Source organism: Ruegeria sp. AH7, assembly GCF_056541325.1.
Genome location: NZ_JBQFYF010000001.1, coordinates 236657 through 252421, shown reverse-complemented (window position 1 = coordinate 252421; position 15765 = coordinate 236657). Strand labels below are relative to the sequence as shown.

General features: G+C 57.4%; 15 protein-coding genes. 10 read left to right on the top strand and 5 right to left on the bottom strand.

Annotated features, from left to right (window positions below):
• Positions 1-125 precede the first annotated feature (125 nt).
• From ACR0JX_RS01295 to ACR0JX_RS01265, 7 genes are all read left to right on the top strand, one after another.
• The gene (locus tag ACR0JX_RS01295) at positions 126-731 is read left to right on the top strand and encodes a methyltransferase family protein (RefSeq protein ID WP_480540720.1); all 606 of its coding nucleotides are present in this window, start codon (positions 126-128) and stop codon (positions 729-731) included.
• 149 nt (positions 732-880) lie between these two features.
• Positions 881-1867, top strand: a complete 987-nt coding sequence (gene cobS / locus ACR0JX_RS01290) for a cobaltochelatase subunit CobS (protein WP_480540718.1) — start codon at positions 881-883, stop codon at positions 1865-1867.
• Positions 1868-1870: 3 nt separating this feature from the next.
• Positions 1871-2317 (top strand): DUF4240 domain-containing protein, encoded by a 447-nt coding sequence (locus ACR0JX_RS01285; RefSeq protein ID WP_480509867.1) that lies wholly within the window; start codon positions 1871-1873, stop codon positions 2315-2317.
• Positions 2314-4191 carry a cobaltochelatase subunit CobT gene (cobT, locus tag ACR0JX_RS01280; RefSeq protein WP_480540716.1) on the top strand — a complete coding sequence of 626 codons (1878 nt, stop codon included), beginning with the start codon at positions 2314-2316 and terminating at the stop codon, positions 4189-4191. The genes ACR0JX_RS01285 and cobT overlap by 4 nt, the downstream gene beginning before the upstream one ends.
• A 296-nt stretch (positions 4192-4487) precedes the next feature.
• Entirely contained in the window at positions 4488-5657 is a 1170-nt protein-coding gene (locus ACR0JX_RS01275) for an alpha/beta hydrolase (RefSeq protein ID WP_480540714.1), read from the top strand.
• Between the two features lie 77 nt (positions 5658-5734).
• Positions 5735-7525: an aminopeptidase P family protein gene (locus ACR0JX_RS01270; protein WP_480540712.1), complete on the top strand. Its 1791-nt coding sequence runs from the start codon at positions 5735-5737 to the stop codon at positions 7523-7525.
• A gap of 64 nt (positions 7526-7589) precedes the next feature.
• The gene (locus tag ACR0JX_RS01265) at positions 7590-7931 is read left to right on the top strand and encodes a DUF427 domain-containing protein (RefSeq protein WP_480540710.1); all 342 of its coding nucleotides are present in this window, start codon (positions 7590-7592) and stop codon (positions 7929-7931) included.
• Positions 7932-7979: 48 nt separating this feature from the next.
• Here ACR0JX_RS01265 and ACR0JX_RS01260 read toward each other — a convergent pair whose 3' ends face one another.
• Positions 7980-8186, bottom strand: coding sequence for a helix-turn-helix domain-containing protein (locus ACR0JX_RS01260; RefSeq protein ID WP_480540708.1), 207 nt, complete (start codon positions 8184-8186; stop codon positions 7980-7982).
• Between the two features lie 8 nt (positions 8187-8194).
• Complete coding sequence (locus ACR0JX_RS01255; protein WP_480540706.1) at positions 8195-8704, bottom strand: hypothetical protein; 510 nt, start codon at positions 8702-8704, stop codon at positions 8195-8197.
• 163 nt (positions 8705-8867) lie between these two features.
• Between ACR0JX_RS01255 and ACR0JX_RS01250 the strand changes: the two genes are divergently transcribed.
• The 3 genes from ACR0JX_RS01250 to ACR0JX_RS01240 all read left to right on the top strand — a co-directional run bounded on the left by ACR0JX_RS01250 (position 8868) and on the right by ACR0JX_RS01240 (position 11403).
• On the top strand, positions 8868-9233 hold the full coding sequence (locus ACR0JX_RS01250) for a glycine zipper family protein (protein ID WP_480540704.1): 366 nt from the start codon (positions 8868-8870) through the stop codon (positions 9231-9233).
• Positions 9234-9279: 46 nt separating this feature from the next.
• Positions 9280-9843 (top strand): alpha/beta hydrolase, encoded by a 564-nt coding sequence (locus tag ACR0JX_RS01245; protein ID WP_480540702.1) that lies wholly within the window; start codon positions 9280-9282, stop codon positions 9841-9843.
• Between the two features lie 192 nt (positions 9844-10035).
• Positions 10036-11403 carry a DUF3179 domain-containing protein gene (locus ACR0JX_RS01240; protein WP_480540700.1) on the top strand — a complete coding sequence of 456 codons (1368 nt, stop codon included), beginning with the start codon at positions 10036-10038 and terminating at the stop codon, positions 11401-11403.
• On the opposite strand, the gene ACR0JX_RS01235 is transcribed toward ACR0JX_RS01240, so the two are convergent.
• From ACR0JX_RS01235 to ACR0JX_RS01225, 3 genes are all read right to left on the bottom strand, one after another.
• Positions 11400-13085, bottom strand: coding sequence for a chloride channel protein (locus ACR0JX_RS01235; RefSeq protein ID WP_480540699.1), 1686 nt, complete (start codon positions 13083-13085; stop codon positions 11400-11402). The genes ACR0JX_RS01240 and ACR0JX_RS01235 overlap by 4 nt on opposite strands.
• 89 nt (positions 13086-13174) lie before the next feature.
• Complete coding sequence (recN, locus tag ACR0JX_RS01230; protein WP_480540697.1) at positions 13175-14824, bottom strand: DNA repair protein RecN; 1650 nt, start codon at positions 14822-14824, stop codon at positions 13175-13177.
• A gap of 31 nt (positions 14825-14855) precedes the next feature.
• On the bottom strand, positions 14856-15698 hold the full coding sequence (locus tag ACR0JX_RS01225) for an outer membrane protein assembly factor BamD (protein WP_170532154.1): 843 nt from the start codon (positions 15696-15698) through the stop codon (positions 14856-14858).
• Positions 15699-15765: the final 67 nt, after the last annotated feature.

The following is a 15765-nucleotide window of genomic DNA, read 5'->3' as shown; positions in this document are numbered from 1 at the left end:
CGCCGCACCGAACCTTTAACCGGCTTTTGCGTCCTCAACCTGTTACAAAGCCTTGCTACGGCCTATCCCTATGGGCTGCGCACTTTGCCCATATTCGAACATGACCTGTGACAACGGAATTCGATATGGAACCCCTCATCTATCACGTTCATACGATTGCTCTTTGTGTTGCTCTGGGCTCGGCCCTGTTGCTGAGCGGATATCTTTCTCTGAATCTGCGCCTTCCGCAGTTTGGCCTATGGCCCAGCGCCAGCGGATGGCGACATCATACGGCTTTTGGCCTGTTTCGGCTGTTCTGCGGAGCAACGGTTGTGTTTGCCCTGTCCGAGGTCTGGGTGAATGGCTGGGGCCATTGGAGCCGCTATGTGCTGGGACTGCCGATCATGGTGATGTCCTTTGGCATCACGCTTTGGGGCTATCGGTTCCTGGGGCTCGATAACACCTATTGCGAAAGTGATGGGCTGGTGACCGGCGGCATGTATGCCTATTCGCGCAATCCGCAATACGTCACCTCGGTTCTGGCAACCATTGGCTTGGGTATCGCCAGCGGGTCTTGGCTGACCCTTGGTCTGGCCGCTATTCTGTTCGTGATCTACTTTCTGTTCGTTCTGAACGAAGAACGCTGGCTGCTGCAGGGTTATGGCCGCGCATTCCGCGACTACATGCATCAGACCCCGCGTTTCGTTGATGAACGCAGCCTAATCCGGATGCGTGACGCCATTCTGGATTAAGCGTGGCTCTGCCCGCCATAAGGCCAGTTTGAAAGAAAGATCCTGTCAGCCATTTCATCACGCGGCTTTCCCTTGCCCTTGTCTGCAATATGTTGCACCACACACGGGTTCAAACCCGGTGAACGGGCCAAAGGATAAGGACAAGGCGCATGGCTGACGGATCGATCGACATCAACGCAAAACCAACCGAAGAGATTTCGGTCCGTGAAGTGTTCGGCATTGATAGCGATATGGCGGTCAAAGGGTTTGCTGAATCAAGCGACCGCGTCCCGGCAATCGACCCGACCTATAAGTTCGATCCGGAAACCACGCTGGCGATCTTGGCGGGCTTTACCCATAACCGGCGCGTTATGATCCAGGGCTATCACGGTACGGGTAAGTCGACCCATATCGAACAGGTCGCCGCCCGCCTGAACTGGCCCGCCGTGCGTGTGAACCTGGACAGTCACATCAGCCGGATCGACCTGATCGGTAAAGACGCGATCAAACTGCGCGACGGCAAGCAGGTCACCGAATTCCACGAGGGCATCCTGCCCTGGGCCCTGCGCAACCCGGTTGCCATCGTGTTCGACGAATACGATGCGGGCCGGGCCGACGTGATGTTTGTGATCCAACGCGTCCTCGAGCATGACGGTAAGCTGACCTTGCTGGACCAGAATGAAATCATCACACCGAACCCAAATTTCCGCCTGTTTGCCACCGCAAACACGGTTGGTCTGGGGGATACCACCGGGCTCTATCACGGCACGCAGCAGATCAACCAAGCGCAGATGGACCGTTGGTCTCTGGTCTCAACGCTGAACTACCTCAGCCACGATGCCGAAACGATGATCGTGCTGTCGAAAGCGCCTTTGTATAACACCGCCGAGGGGCGTAAGACCGTAAGCCAGATGGTTACCGTTGCCGACCTGACCCGGACCGCCTTCATGAACGGTGACCTGTCGACCGTGATGAGCCCTCGGACCGTGATCAACTGGGCCCAGAACGCCGAGATTTTCCGCGATGTCGGCTACGCCTTCCGTCTGTCCTTCCTGAACAAATGCGACGAGTTGGAACGCCAGACCGTGGCCGAGTTCTATCAGCGCTGCTTCGACGAGGAACTGCCAGAAAGCGCGGCGAGCGCGAGCTTGGGGTGATGCTTGGAGCCTCTATTAGATGATAGATTCTGGTATTTTATCGGCCTGATCCAAGGATCAAAGCGGCGAGATCCAACAACCGATCTCACTCCGCTAGTGTCCGCTTTGCGCGATCAGGACGAGAATGTCATTTTTTCGTTTGAAGAGGCTCTCGCAAGAAAAGCTCATGCCTTGGATACAAGAGCTCACTATCGACGCATGTGTGGGTTATTTCCCGGTAGAGCCGACACCTTTCTGTACAAGAGATTGGCTGTTGTGGCGCAAGGCCCCAAGGTTTTCGATGCGTTCCTGGCCAATCCGAAGCACTATCGTCTATGGCAGACTGATTGGCTTGAAGGCTTGCTCTATGTAGCTCGCGAAGCCTATGAACTAAAGAATGGTGAAGAGATGCCCTATGCTCCAACCGTTTGTATCGAGAGTTTTCAGAACGAAAGCGGATGGCGATCATGAGCAAACCAAACGACAACCCCGCTGATCCGTTCAAGAAGGCCCTGGCCGAGGCCACCAAGGTGATGGCCGACGATCCAGAGCTGTCGATAAGCTATACTGTCGATCCGTCGGGCCTGTCGGGTGAGTCGATGCGTCTGCCTCAGGTCAGCCGTCGGATGACCCGCGAAGAGGTTCTTCTGGCGCGCGGCACAGCGGATGCTCTGGCCTTGCAACGCCGCTATCATGACGACGCGACCCATGCGCGTTATGCCCCTCCGGGAGACATGGCGCGGGACCTCTATGAGGCTATGGAAACCGCGCGGTGCGAAGCGATGGGTGCGCGGGACATGCCCGGTACCGCGTCGAACATCGATGTGAAAATCGGCCATGAAGCGCTGCGGCGCGGATATGATCAATGCAAACAACCAGCCGAGGCGCCGTTGTCCGTGGCAGCAGGCTATCTGATCCGGCATCTGGCGACCGGGCGTGAGCTGCCGCCCGCGGCTGAGAATGTCATGAACCTGTGGCGCGGGTTTATCGAGGAACAGGCGGGCGGAACGCTGGAAAACCTCGACGAGATCCTCTCGGATCAGGCCGAGTTCGCCAAATTCACCCGTCAGGTGATCAAGGATCTGGGCTATGGCGACCAGTTGGGCGACGATCCGGATGAGCTGGACGACGAACAAGAAGATCAGGCCGAGGAAGACGCCGAAGAACAGCCCGATCCCGACAGCACCGGGCAGGATGATCAGGACGAACAAGACGCTGACGCCACGCCCGAGCAGACGCAGGAAGAACAGCAGGACCAGTCTCAGGCACAGGTCTCGATGGATGAGATGGCCGACGAAGAGATGTCGGATGAGGCCGAAATGCCAGATGGCGAGGCCCCGCTGGAGCCGCCTGCCCCTCCGCCTGCCTCCGAGGCTGATCCGGACTACAAGGTCTACCTGAACACGCATGACGAAGAGATCGCCGCCGAGGATCTGGCGGAACCGGCCGAGCTTGAACGGCTGCGCGCCTATCTGGACCAACAGCTGGATCAGCTGAAAGGCGCGGTTAGCCGACTGGCCAATAAGCTGCAGCGCCGTTTGCAGGCGCAACAGAACCGGTCTTGGGAGTTCGACCGCGAAGAAGGAATTCTGGATGCCGGTCGGTTGGCACGCGTGGTGGCAAATCCAACCACTCCGCTGAGCTTCAAGGTCGAAAAGGATACCGAGTTCCGCGATACGGTGGTGACCCTTCTGCTGGACAACTCTGGTTCAATGCGCGGACGCCCGATCTCGATCGCGGCTGTTTGTGCGGATGTTCTGGCCCGGACGCTGGAGCGCTGCAATGTGAAGGTCGAAATTCTGGGCTTTACCACACGGGCATGGAAAGGCGGACAGGCGCGCGAGGCATGGCTGAACGATGGCCGCCCACAGCAACCCGGTCGTCTGAACGATTTGCGTCACATCATCTATAAGGGGGCCGATGCGCCCTGGCGGCGTGCACGGGCCAATCTGGGCCTGATGATGAAAGAGGGATTGCTGAAGGAAAACATCGACGGTGAGGCACTGGAATGGGCGCATCGCCGCATGCTGGCCCGGCGCGAGCAGCGCAAGATCCTGATGGTGATCTCGGATGGTGCGCCGGTCGACGATTCAACGCTCAGTGTGAACCCGGCGAATTATCTGGAGAAACACTTGCGCGATGTGATCGCCATGGTGGAAAAGCGAAAGATGGTCGAATTACTGGCCATCGGGATCGGGCACGACGTGACGCGCTACTACGACCGCGCGGTGACCATTACCGATGTCGAGCAATTGGCAGGTGCGATGACTGAACAGTTGGCTGCGCTGTTTGACAGCGATCCTCGCGCCCGTGCCCGCGTCATGGGGATGAAGAAGGCAAGCTAGGCTTGCTGCTCCCGAAGAGTCCATAGGCCTGATAAGAAGGCGAAAATGCTCTGCAGGAACGGTCGGCGAGACCTCTTGGTACGGGCAGCAGCGTTACGCATTTGGTAGCGTGTCGGTTGATGCTGCAGAAGCGCTGTGTCAAAGGGTGACAACATGTTGAAATCTCCTGATTTTGATTGTCAATTTGCCACCCAGTTAAGCCGAGCGCTTGAAGGCCGCATTGAGAAATCCCTAAGAAACCTTTGGGATTGCCATTGGCGCTTGTGAGACCGCCCAAAACCGGATGTAGTGATCCCATGCGCTATGAATTTGCAGATTGTGTTCTGGACGTGGATCGTCACGTTCTGACCCGCCAGGGCGAGGCGGTGCCTGTTGAGCCGCAGGTCTTCGATCTGCTGAAACTTCTGGCTGAACACCCCGGCAAACTGGTGGCACGTGATGAGATCATCGAGCGGGTCTGGAACGGGCGCTTCGTATCGGAATCCACCATCAGCGCCCGCGTGGCCGCCGCAAGGCGAGCTGTTGGAGATGATGGCAAGGCGCAGCGGATCATCCGCACAATCGTGCGCCGCGGGCTGCAATTGGCCGCGGATGTCACATGCGAAGGCGATCCTGAACACGGCCCCGCACCGCAGCATACGCAAAGACTACGCTACGCGCACGGCAAGAATGGACTGGTTGTTCCATATACCCTCAACGGTGAGGGCCTTCCGGTGCTTCGCATCGGATCGGTTATCCATGATCTGGAAGCAGAATGGCGCTTAACCTCTGAGCGAAAACGCCTGACGGATTTGGCAAATCGTTTCCACCTTTTGCGATACAACAAGGACCACGGCGTAAGTTCGAACAACGACCATCAGGCGGTCTACGACCACCGACTGGAAGAGATTCTGACCGTGGCAGATGCAGTGGATTTCGACCGTTTCTCGATCATCGGAGAGTTTGGCGGCGCCTTTCCTGCTCTTCACTTTGCAGCGCGTCATTCTGATCGGGTCAACAAACTGGTTATCGCCGGAGGTTGGGCAGAAGGCCGCGATCATCGTGCAGATAGTGAACAACCAGATTCGATCAGAACACTGATCGCCGAAGGCTGGCATATGCCCGGCGGTGGATATGCTATTGGCTCAACGCTCAGCTATTTTCCAGATGGACCATTGGATGATGTCCGCGACATGGTGACGGAGATGCAAACGCTTTATTCGCGCGATCAGAAACTGCACTATCGCGATGTTGGCAATAGCATGACAGCAATGGACCTTCTGCCGCAGGTAAGGTGCCCAACTCTGATCCTACATGGACGACACGCGACTGTTCATCCCTTGTCCGAAGCGCACAAGCTCGCGTCCGGTATACCTGACGCGTCTCTCGTTATACTGGAGACCGCAAACCAAATCCCGTTGCCCGGCAACAAAGCCTATGCCGCCTATATCAATGCAATTGATGACTTTCTGAACTCGGGCGCATAGCAGAGCTATCGCAAGCTGGACATTTCCCCCGACAAGCCGCAGGTTTCAGCACAAATCGTCCGAAGCAAGAGGCCCTTATGTTCCAGTCTTTCCAAGTCACCGCGCGCCGAGAACAGGGGCCACCCCGGCTGGCTGCACTGCGCGCCGAGATTGCGCGCGCGGGGCTCGATGGGTTTCTGATTCCCCGCGCGGATGCGCATCAAGGTGAATACGTAGCGCCTCGGGATGAACGTCTGGCCTGGTTGACGGGTTTTACAGGCTCTGCCGGGTTCTGCGCCGCCCTGCGGGAAGTGGCTGGTTTGTTCATCGATGGGCGTTACCGCACGCAGGTTAAGGCTCAGGTCGCTGATGATTACACTCCCGTCCCATGGCCGGATGTCAGCCTAAGCACCTGGCTGAAAGAGCAATTGCCGCAAGGTGGAAAGATCGGATTTGATCCCTGGCTGCACGCGGCGGGGCAAATCTCTACCGCGGAAAAGGAGCTTGAAGGCAGCGGAATCGAACTGGTGCGCTCCGACAATCTGGTCGACCGAGTGTGGGAGAACCAGCCTGCCCCGCCGATGAACCCGGTCAAAGCACACCCGTTAGAGTTTGCGGGAGAAGCCGGGCGTGACAAGATCACGCGATTGGCGAGTGGGGTGCAGGAGGCTGGGTGTACGGCAGCGCTGATCACGTTGCCGGATTCGATCATGTGGCTGCTGAACATTCGCGGCTCTGATATCGCCTATAATCCGGTTGCTCATGGTTTCGCAATTTTGCACGCCGCAGGCCAGGTAGATTTGTTCATGGCTGCCGAGAAGCTTATCGAGGTGCGCGATCATCTGGATGATGAGGTTTCGATCCATGACCCTGTTGATTTTCTGGATGCGGTTCAGAAGTTGGACGGGCGTGTTCAGGTCGACGCAGGCACGGTGCCGCAGATCGTGGCAGATATGCTGGGCGACAAGATGGTCGATGGTGGCGATCCCTGCGCCCTACCTAAGGCCTGCAAAAACCCCGCCGAGATTGCAGGCAGCGCCGAGGCGCATCTGCGCGATGCGGTCGCAGTTGTCGAGACCCTGTGTTGGCTGGATGCGCAACAGCCCGGCAGCGTGACCGAAACGCAGGTCGTGACCCGGCTGGAACATAACCGGCGCAAGGACAATGCCTTGCAGGACATCTCGTTTGACACAATTTCAGGTACCGGCCCGAATGGAGCCATCATGCACTACCGAGTGACCGAGGAGACCGACAGTCAGCTGCAGAATGGCCACCTGCTGGTTCTGGACAGCGGCGGGCAGTATCTGGACGGCACCACTGACATCACCCGAACCATCGCGATTGGTGAGGTTGGTGACGACGAAAAAGCCTGTTTCACCCGTGTTCTGAAAGGCATGATCAACCTCTCGATGTTGCGCTGGCCCGTCGGTCTGGCTGGACGTGACATCGAATGCATCGCGCGCGCGCCACTGTGGCTGGCCGGGCAGGATTTCAATCACGGCGTCGGCCATGGTGTGGGCGCATATCTCAGCGTGCACGAAGGCCCACAGCGCCTGTCACGCGTCAGCCATGTGCCGCTGAGACCCGGGATGATCTTGTCCAACGAACCAGGATACTACCGCGAAGGGGCCTTTGGCATACGCATCGAAAATCTGGTCGTCGTCGAAGATGCTCCAGCCCTGCCTGGTGGCGATGATGAACGCGCGATGCTGCATTGGCGCACTCTGACCTATGTACCTATTGATCGTCGGCTGATCGTTGTAGACATGCTGACCGCCGCCGAACGCAGCTGGCTAAACGCTTATCACCACGACGTTGCGGGAAAAATCCGACCAAGGCTGGGCCCTGACGCTCAACTGTGGTTGGATGCCGCAACCGCGCCGGTCTGACACCGGACTGTTACATAGAACGGGCAGAGGAGAGCCCCACGCGAAGCTGAGGGAAAGGCAAGAAATGACAGAGATCACAATCGAGAAGGCTGATGGCAAGTGGAGCGTCCGATCAGGCGGTGCCATTCTTGGCGAAACAAACAATGCTCTGATACTGCTGGAAGGTGATCTGGAACCCGTGATCTATTTCCCTCGGTCTGACATCGCGATGGCCTTCCTGGACCAAACGGACAAGGTGACACATTGCCCGCACAAAGGGGACGCAACTCATTTCTCGATCGTCAACAAGTCATCAGTCACCGAGAATGCTGCCTGGAGCTATGAGAACCCGATCCCTGGTGTGGCGCAGATTCAGGACTACATCGCGTTTTATCCGGTGGAGTCGGTGAAGGTAGAGCAGATCTGACAGTTTAGTGCACTGTCAGACTGACCTACGCACAGATTTGGTACCGGGTTAATCCGGTTCGAAGCTCAAAATATCGCCCGGCTGGCAGTCCAAATATCTGCAGATAGCCTCCAGCGTTGAGAACCTGACACCCTTGATTTTGCCGGACTTGATCAACGACAAGTTGGTTTCGGACAATCCGATTGCCGCAGCCAACTCACGCGAGGAGACCTTGCGCTTAACAAGCATCAGGTCGAGATTTACCTGAATAGCCATGGTGCCCCCTAGAGAAAGTGCTTGTTTTCGTCTTCAGCCTGCCAGGCGCGTTCTAACGTTTGGGATATTGCAAGCAACACCACACCCGTAATCGCAAAAACAATATCCAGGTCGAGCGGCGCCCAACTAAAATCAAAGCCTTCGGTTGATTCCAATCCAATTACGATCAGATGCGGCATGACGAGAGCTATTACGTTGTAGCCGATCCAAAATCCGATCAGCCCCCAGGCCATATGCCGTAGGTTTCGTCCAAGATCCCGAAAATCCTGTTCTGGCCCTCCCTTGAGCACTAGCCATGCACCGCGAAAGGCGCCAGCAAGGGACACGAGCGCCATCAGGGTTAAAATCAGACCAACAACCAGCGTCCAGAATGGCGGCGAAGTGTCTTGTTCGGGAAAGTCGAACATATCCCAAACCAGGCCGTGAACCCCCAACATCTCACCAATCCAGACGAATCCGAACAATAGGAAATAGTAGCTCAGACTAAGCGCCATGGCGGCTTTTGCGAAAAAAGTCATCGGTCCTCCTGCAGTAGCAAGCGTTCTTTAGCGCAAATCATCAAATCAATAAATCCTTACTTTACGTAATTTAAATAAAACATAAAAAAGTTGTTGATTTATTGAGATTGAAACTCTACCTCAGCTTCCGAGCAATTCAGACTGAACAGAAGGACAAAAGTTTATGAAAATGACAAAAGCATATGGGTTGATGGCGCTTGGACTAACCCTAACCGCGTGCGCAGACGCGAATGACCCACTGATCGTTGACGGGCACCGAAACCCAAACTTCCAATCAGATCTGGCAGCGTGCGAGCAGGTGTCTTTGCAAAAAGAGAAATCCAATGACTCTGCTATCGCAGGTGCCATAGTAGGCGGGCTTGTAGGTGCTGCCGAAGCCGATAGCGGAGATGCGCTTGCCGGGCTGGGTGTCGGCGCAGCTGTCGGAGGGCTTCTGGGAACGGCAGAAGACTCTAGCGAGCTAGATGAAGCGAGAAAGAGTATTGTTTTTAACTGCATGCGCGGTCGAGGGCATAATGTTGTCGGCTAGGCTGAGACGCACCCGCCGCTGGCGCTTTGGAAAGTATGCTGCTGTAATGGCAGCATTGGTGGCGGTCGTGCTATCTGGCTGTACCCAGATGGCTGTTATGGCGTGGAACCAGGTCCCAATGACCGAGTTCCGCGTCGAAGGCACAAAGCTGTTTATGCATGGAGCGATCAACTCGAAAACTCTAGAACAATTCGAGGAAATCTATGCCCAATACCCCGACATCGAGACCCTGGTTGAACTTGATGTGCCGGGCTCACTGGATGACGATACCATGATCGCACTGGCCTACCGAGTGCGCGAACTGGGCCTCAACACGCATCTCACATCATCCAGTCTCATCCACTCGGGCGGGGTTGATCTTTTTCTGGCAGGTGTCAGAAGAACCATGGATGACGGGGCAGAGATTGGTGTACACGCATGGTCAGATGGTTCAAAAGAAGCATCCGACTACCCGCGCGGCGCGCCTGAACACGAGCAAAACCGACTTTATGTCGAACGCATGCTAGGGCATGACGCTTTCTACTGGTTCACAATCGATGCGGCCCCGGCTGACGACATACACAAGATGTCAAAATCCGAGATCCGCAAATACGGATTGCTAACTGAGTGACACACTTAGGATCTTGACCTTCAGTTGGGATGCAGGGGTCGCTCCTCGAATATGCCGATTTATTCAAATGCGATGTGTTTGGAATCGGCTGCGACGCGCGAAACGAAAGGCTCACGCCCCAATCACGACGCTGTTGAATGAAAGTGAGTGCAACTGAAGGCATATTATACATGTACGACCATGGAGGATGCCATGTCAGTTTCACGCCGCAGCTTTGTTGGGGGGCTGGGTCTCAGCGTGCTGGCACCACGAGTGCTATGGGCGCAGCAGGACCCGGTGCTCGAGGCGCTGCGCAGCACGCTTTATTCCGGTCGAACCGAGTTTGAGGCGCAGATGACCTATCTGACGCAGCGCGGAAAGCCGGATGTGGTGCCTGCCCTGCTGACCGCCATGCGATACGGGGATCGGCGACGGGATGAAATCTCGGAGGTGATGGAAACCCTCAGTGGGCAAAAGCTGGGCACCGATTGGTTTGATTGGATGCTCTGGCAAGAGCGGAACCCGCAGCTGATCCCCCACCCATCACTGATCCCCTTCAAGCGCGAGGTTCTGCTGGGCCTCGACCAAAACTTTGATCTGTTCCTCCGGCCCGAATACCTGGCACGGGACCGGATGAAAATCAGGCTGGAAGAGATTGCCTGGGGTGGGGTTTATAAAGACGGTATCCCTTCGTTGGACAATCCAACCCTCATCTCGGCGGCTGATGCCAGCTACCTCAAGGGTGACGATCTGGTCTTTGGCGTCTCGATCAACGGGGATGTACGCGCCTATCCGCTGCGGATCATGGGGTGGCATGAAATGTTCAACGAAGTGATCGGAGGAGTTCCGGTCGCACTTGCTTATTGTACCCTGTGCGGGTCGGGCATCTTGTTTGAAACGCAGGTTGCGGGGCGGCGCAAACCGTTTGTCTTTGGCTCCTCTGGCTTCCTCTACCGGTCGAACAAACTGATGTTTGACCGCGAGACACACTCGCTGTGGAACCAGTATACTGGCAAACCCGTGGTCGGCCCATTGGTCGACAGCGGGATCGAGTTGAAGCAGCGTCCGGTGGTGATCACGACCTGGGACAATTGGAAGACCTCGCATCCTGGTACCCGCGTACTGTCGCTGGATACCGGGCATCGCCGAAACTATGGGTCTGGCGTGGTCTACCGCGAGTATTTCGCCTCGCCCGAACTGATGTTCCCCGCGCAGGTCGATCAATCCCAGCACCGACAAAAGGACTACATCTTTACGATTCGTCAGTTCGGTGCTGCGCGGGCATGGCCTTTGGACGCGTTCAGCCGTACCCGTGTGATCAATGATGCAATTGCGAACCGCCCTCTGGTTCTGATCGGAAACCCGGATCGCCGGACCGTGCGTGCTTATGAGCGGGCGGGGCACAGATTCAAAGCCTTTGACGTTGGGCTGGTAGATGAGTCTGGTCGGAAGTGGACCCTGTCCGAAGAGATGTTAACCGGACCAGATGGCGCGCAACTGCCACGCGTCGCCGGGCATATCTCTTATTGGTTTGCCTGGGATAACTATCTGGGTGACGCTGCCAGCGTCTATGGTGGCTAGGAATGCTCTTCGGCCGCAGTGGCCGCCAACGCCCTGTTATAAGCCTTCAACGCATCGACATGATAGAGCGCGCCGATCGGGGTTTCTGACCCGTCCTCTTCAAGCACAATCACCGGAATGCATGGAATGTCTTCTCGGTCGAAATAGGGCATGGCGGCTTCCAGTGTGGCGCTCGCTTTGACGCAGAGGCCTCGCGCGATCAGTTCCTGCGCCTCATCCGCCGTTATCGAGCGCGGGTCGCCTATTGGCCGCATCACCGCCCCGGCACGCAGCATGGCAAGCAGATAAGCTTGCGGGCCAGCGGCCAGATGCACATTTCGACGCTCCAGCTGGGTCAGGAAGAAAGACCGGTCCACCAAACGAGATGCCAGCGCCGTCGACATCGAAACCGAAACCATCACCGCCAAACCGATCTGCCAGTCTCCGGTCAGTTCGAACACAATGAGTGTGGTTGAAATCGGCGCGCCCAACACCGCAGCTGCAACCGCACCCATGCCTGCAAAGGCATAAAGCGTATGAGTTCCTGATACATCCGGTAGTAAACCCGTTGCAATCAGGCCAAAGGCGAGCCCGGTCAAAGCCCCAATCATCAGAGAGGGCGAAAACACCCCACCCCCCATACGGCCCCCCATGGTGATTGCAACCGCCACGGTTTTTATCACTGCAAACAAGATGGCGGTGGTCAGCAACAGATCGCCGGTCAAGGCACGGATCGTGGTTTCATAGCCGACCCCGACTATATGCGGAAACCAGATGGCCAAAAGACCCAGCATCGCACCGGACACAGCCGGACGCAGCCATCCCGGCAAGGACAGGCGGTTCTGGACGTGGGTGCCGATGTCTTCGGCGAAAAAGATTGAGCGCATCAATACCAAAGCAACGAGACCGCAGATCAGGCCGAGGATCAGAAACGCGGGCAGTTCCACATAGAATTTCAGCGACCCAGGCGTATCCAGCGCGAATTGAGTCACATCCCCATAGGCCAGCCGGTTGATCACCGTTCCTGCGACCGAGGCAATGACGATGGGTGCAAAAGCGTGAACTGCGAAATGGCGCAGCACGACCTCAAGCGCGAACAAAGCCCCAGCAATGGGCGCGTTGAAACTGGCCGAGACAGCAGCCGCGACAGCGCACCCCAACAGGTCCCTGCCTGTGATCCCATCCGCATGAATACGGTTGCTGACCCATGTTGAAATAACCCCTGCCATATGCACAACCGGCCCTTCTCGTCCGGTCGAACCGCCCGAGCTGAGCGTGATAAGTGAGGCGAAGAATGAGGCGATACCCGCCTTCGTCTCGACCCGGCCATCGGTGATCGCAGCACCTTCGATCACATCCGCGACCGACCGTACACGGCCATCATCAGTGAACCGGTTTAGGATCACGCCAACAAGCAAACCGCCCAGGATCGGGATAATCAGAACCATGTACCACGGCAGTTTCTCGGCATGGCTGTGCAGCAGCAAGATATTATCTGTATCGTACAGATAGGCCTGCAAAAACTGGATTGCCTTGCGAAACCCCAGGGCCATGAACCCGGCGGCAATCCCGATCACCAAAGCGATGAACCAGAACTGTATTTGACTGGGCCCGCGTCGGCGCATCACCCAAAAGGCATCCTTGATCGCGGCGATGGCCTGATTCAGCTGGTTGCGCAGAACGGTATAGGTTGATTGAGTCATCTGCCTTCGGGGCTCGTCACTTAACCCTTAGTAAGCCAAGGGGCGGTCATATAAAAGTATGGCAGGACAAAGAAGGCGGCTCCGAAACATCACGCCTTCAACAGCGCACGTGCTGCGGCCCGCGCCTCGTCGGTGATCGTATCGCCCGAAACCATCCGCGCAATTTCGTCCACACGGTCACCTTCGGCCAGCGGGACAACCGTAGACAGCGTGTGCCCGTCGCTGACCTGTTTCTGCACCCGCCAGTGGTGTGCTGCCCGTGCGGCCACTTGAGGCGAGTGTGTCACGACAAGAACCTGCCCTCCCTGCGCCAACGCCGCCAACCGGCGGCCAACCGCATCGGCGGTGGCGCCCCCGACGCCTCGGTCAATCTCATCAAAGATCATGGTGCGCGCACTGTCATCGCCAGACAGGCAGACCTTGAGCGCCAGCAGAAAGCGGCTGAGCTCACCGCCAGAAGCGATCTTGTTCAATGGACCCGATGGCGCGCCGGGGTTCGTGGCCACGGTAAATGCAACCGCGTCGATACCTTCGGGACCCGGCTCCGCTATAGTGATTTCGGACTGGAACACGGCGCGTTCCATTTTGAGCGGCGCAAGCTCGGCCATGACCGCTGCATCCAATTGACCGGCCGCCTTTTGACGGGCCGTACTGAGGGTCGCAGCCTCGGCGTTGTAAGCGGCCTGCGCGGCCTCGACTGATGCGCGTCGATCGGCCAGATCGGCATCGCCTGCATCCAAACGACCCAGCCGATCCCGCAGGGTATTCGCAAAGGCCCCCAGGTCATCCGGGGCGACATCATGCTTTCTGGCAAGTGCGCGTATCGCAAACAGGCGCTCCTCGGCCGCTTCAAGCTCGGCCGGGTTGAAATCCAGCGCCTGAAGGCAGGCGTTCACGCCGTCCTGCGCTTCGCCCAGCTCGATCAGCGCGCGGCCTAAAGCACCGATTGGCCCTTCCAACTGCCTGCCAGCATTGTCCGCGACACCTTCCAGCCAGCGCATCGCATCCGACATCGCCCCTTCGGCCCCTTCGCCACCCAGCAGGTCAAAAGCCCGGGCGACATCGTCGCGGATGCGTTCAGCCCCCTGCATCATGCGGCGGCGGGCGTCCAATTCAGCATCTTCACCCGGTTGCGGGTCCAGCTTGTCCAGTTCGGCAACGGAATGCCGCAAGAATTCTTCTTCGGCCCGCATCGCAGCCAGCGCGGCCTCGGTCTCGGCCAGCGCTTTGCCGCTGCGCGACACTTCGGACCATGCGCGGCGCACTGCGGCTAGTTGCTCCGAGACCTGAGCGTAATCGTCCAACAGCAGGCGATGCCCCCGCGGGTTCAGCAAGCCGCGATCATCATGCTGGCCGTGAAGCTCGACCAGAGTCTCGGACAGGGCGCGCAGAACTTCACCGGAACAGCGGCGGTCATTGACCCAGGCGGTCTTACGGCCTTCGGCAGTGTTGACACGGCGCAGGATCAACTCTTCCCCACCCGGCAGTCCAGCCTCAGCCAAAATCTCGTGCGCGGGATGGCCTTCGGTCAGTTCGAATTCGGCCACGACCTCGCCTTGCGCAGCCCCCTGCCGGACCAGTTCGGCCCGCCCGCGCCAGCCCAGAACAAATCCCAGCGAATCCAGAAGGATCGACTTACCCGCCCCGGTCTCACCGGTCAGCGCGTTCAGTCCCGGCTGGAAGGTCAATTCCAGCCGGTCGATGATCAACATGTCACGGATATCTAAGGCACGCAGCATCGGGTGTTAGCATCCCCTGCCCGTCACCAGCTTACAACCATTGACCCTTGATCGTCTGACGATAGATCTGGCTGAGCCAATTGTTGCCGCGGCTCTTCAGGTCCAACCCGCGCGAGGTCAGCAACTTGTAGGCATCGTCATACCATTCCGAGGATTGGTAGTTATACCCCAGGATCGCACCAGCGGTCTGCGCCTCATCAAACAGACCCAGAGACAAATAGGCCTCGACAAGACGATACAGCGCTTCGGCTGTGTGGGACGTAGTCTGGAAATCCTCGACAACAACGCGGAATCGGTTGATGGCCGCGACATAGTGATCCTGACGCAGATAGTAGCGCCCGATCTCCATTTCCTTGCCCGCCAGATGATCGAAGGCCAGATCGAATTTCAACACCGCCGAGGTCGCGTATTCGCTGTCAGGATAGACTTCGATCACCGTTCGAAGCGCTTGCAGCGCCTGAAAGGTCAGACCCTGATCGCGGCCCACTTCGTCGATCTGATCATAGTAGCTGAGCGCCAGTAGATACTGCGCATAGGCGGCATCTTCATCCGTGGGATAGAAATCGATATAGCGCTGCGCAGCGGCACGGCTTTCTTCATAATTCTTGTCGGAGTGGAACGAAAACGCCTGCATGATCAGTGCGCGTTTTGCCCAGTCAGAATAGGGATAGAGACGCTCAACTTCCGAGAAATACCAAGCCGCATCATCCGAGCGATTCTGCGACAGTTCGTATTCACCACGGGTATAGATCTGCTCGGGCGTGAAGCCTTCGAGGTTTTGATCGCGGTCTGCGCCCCTGTTGCCGCATGCCGTCAAAACTGCTGCCAGAAGAATCGCACCTGCGAACCTGACTGCCGCTTTGCTGCCAACCATACCGCCCATCCTTGTCATCTTACTCACCGGGGTTCGCCCCGAATTGAGCCATGGTCTAGCATAGATA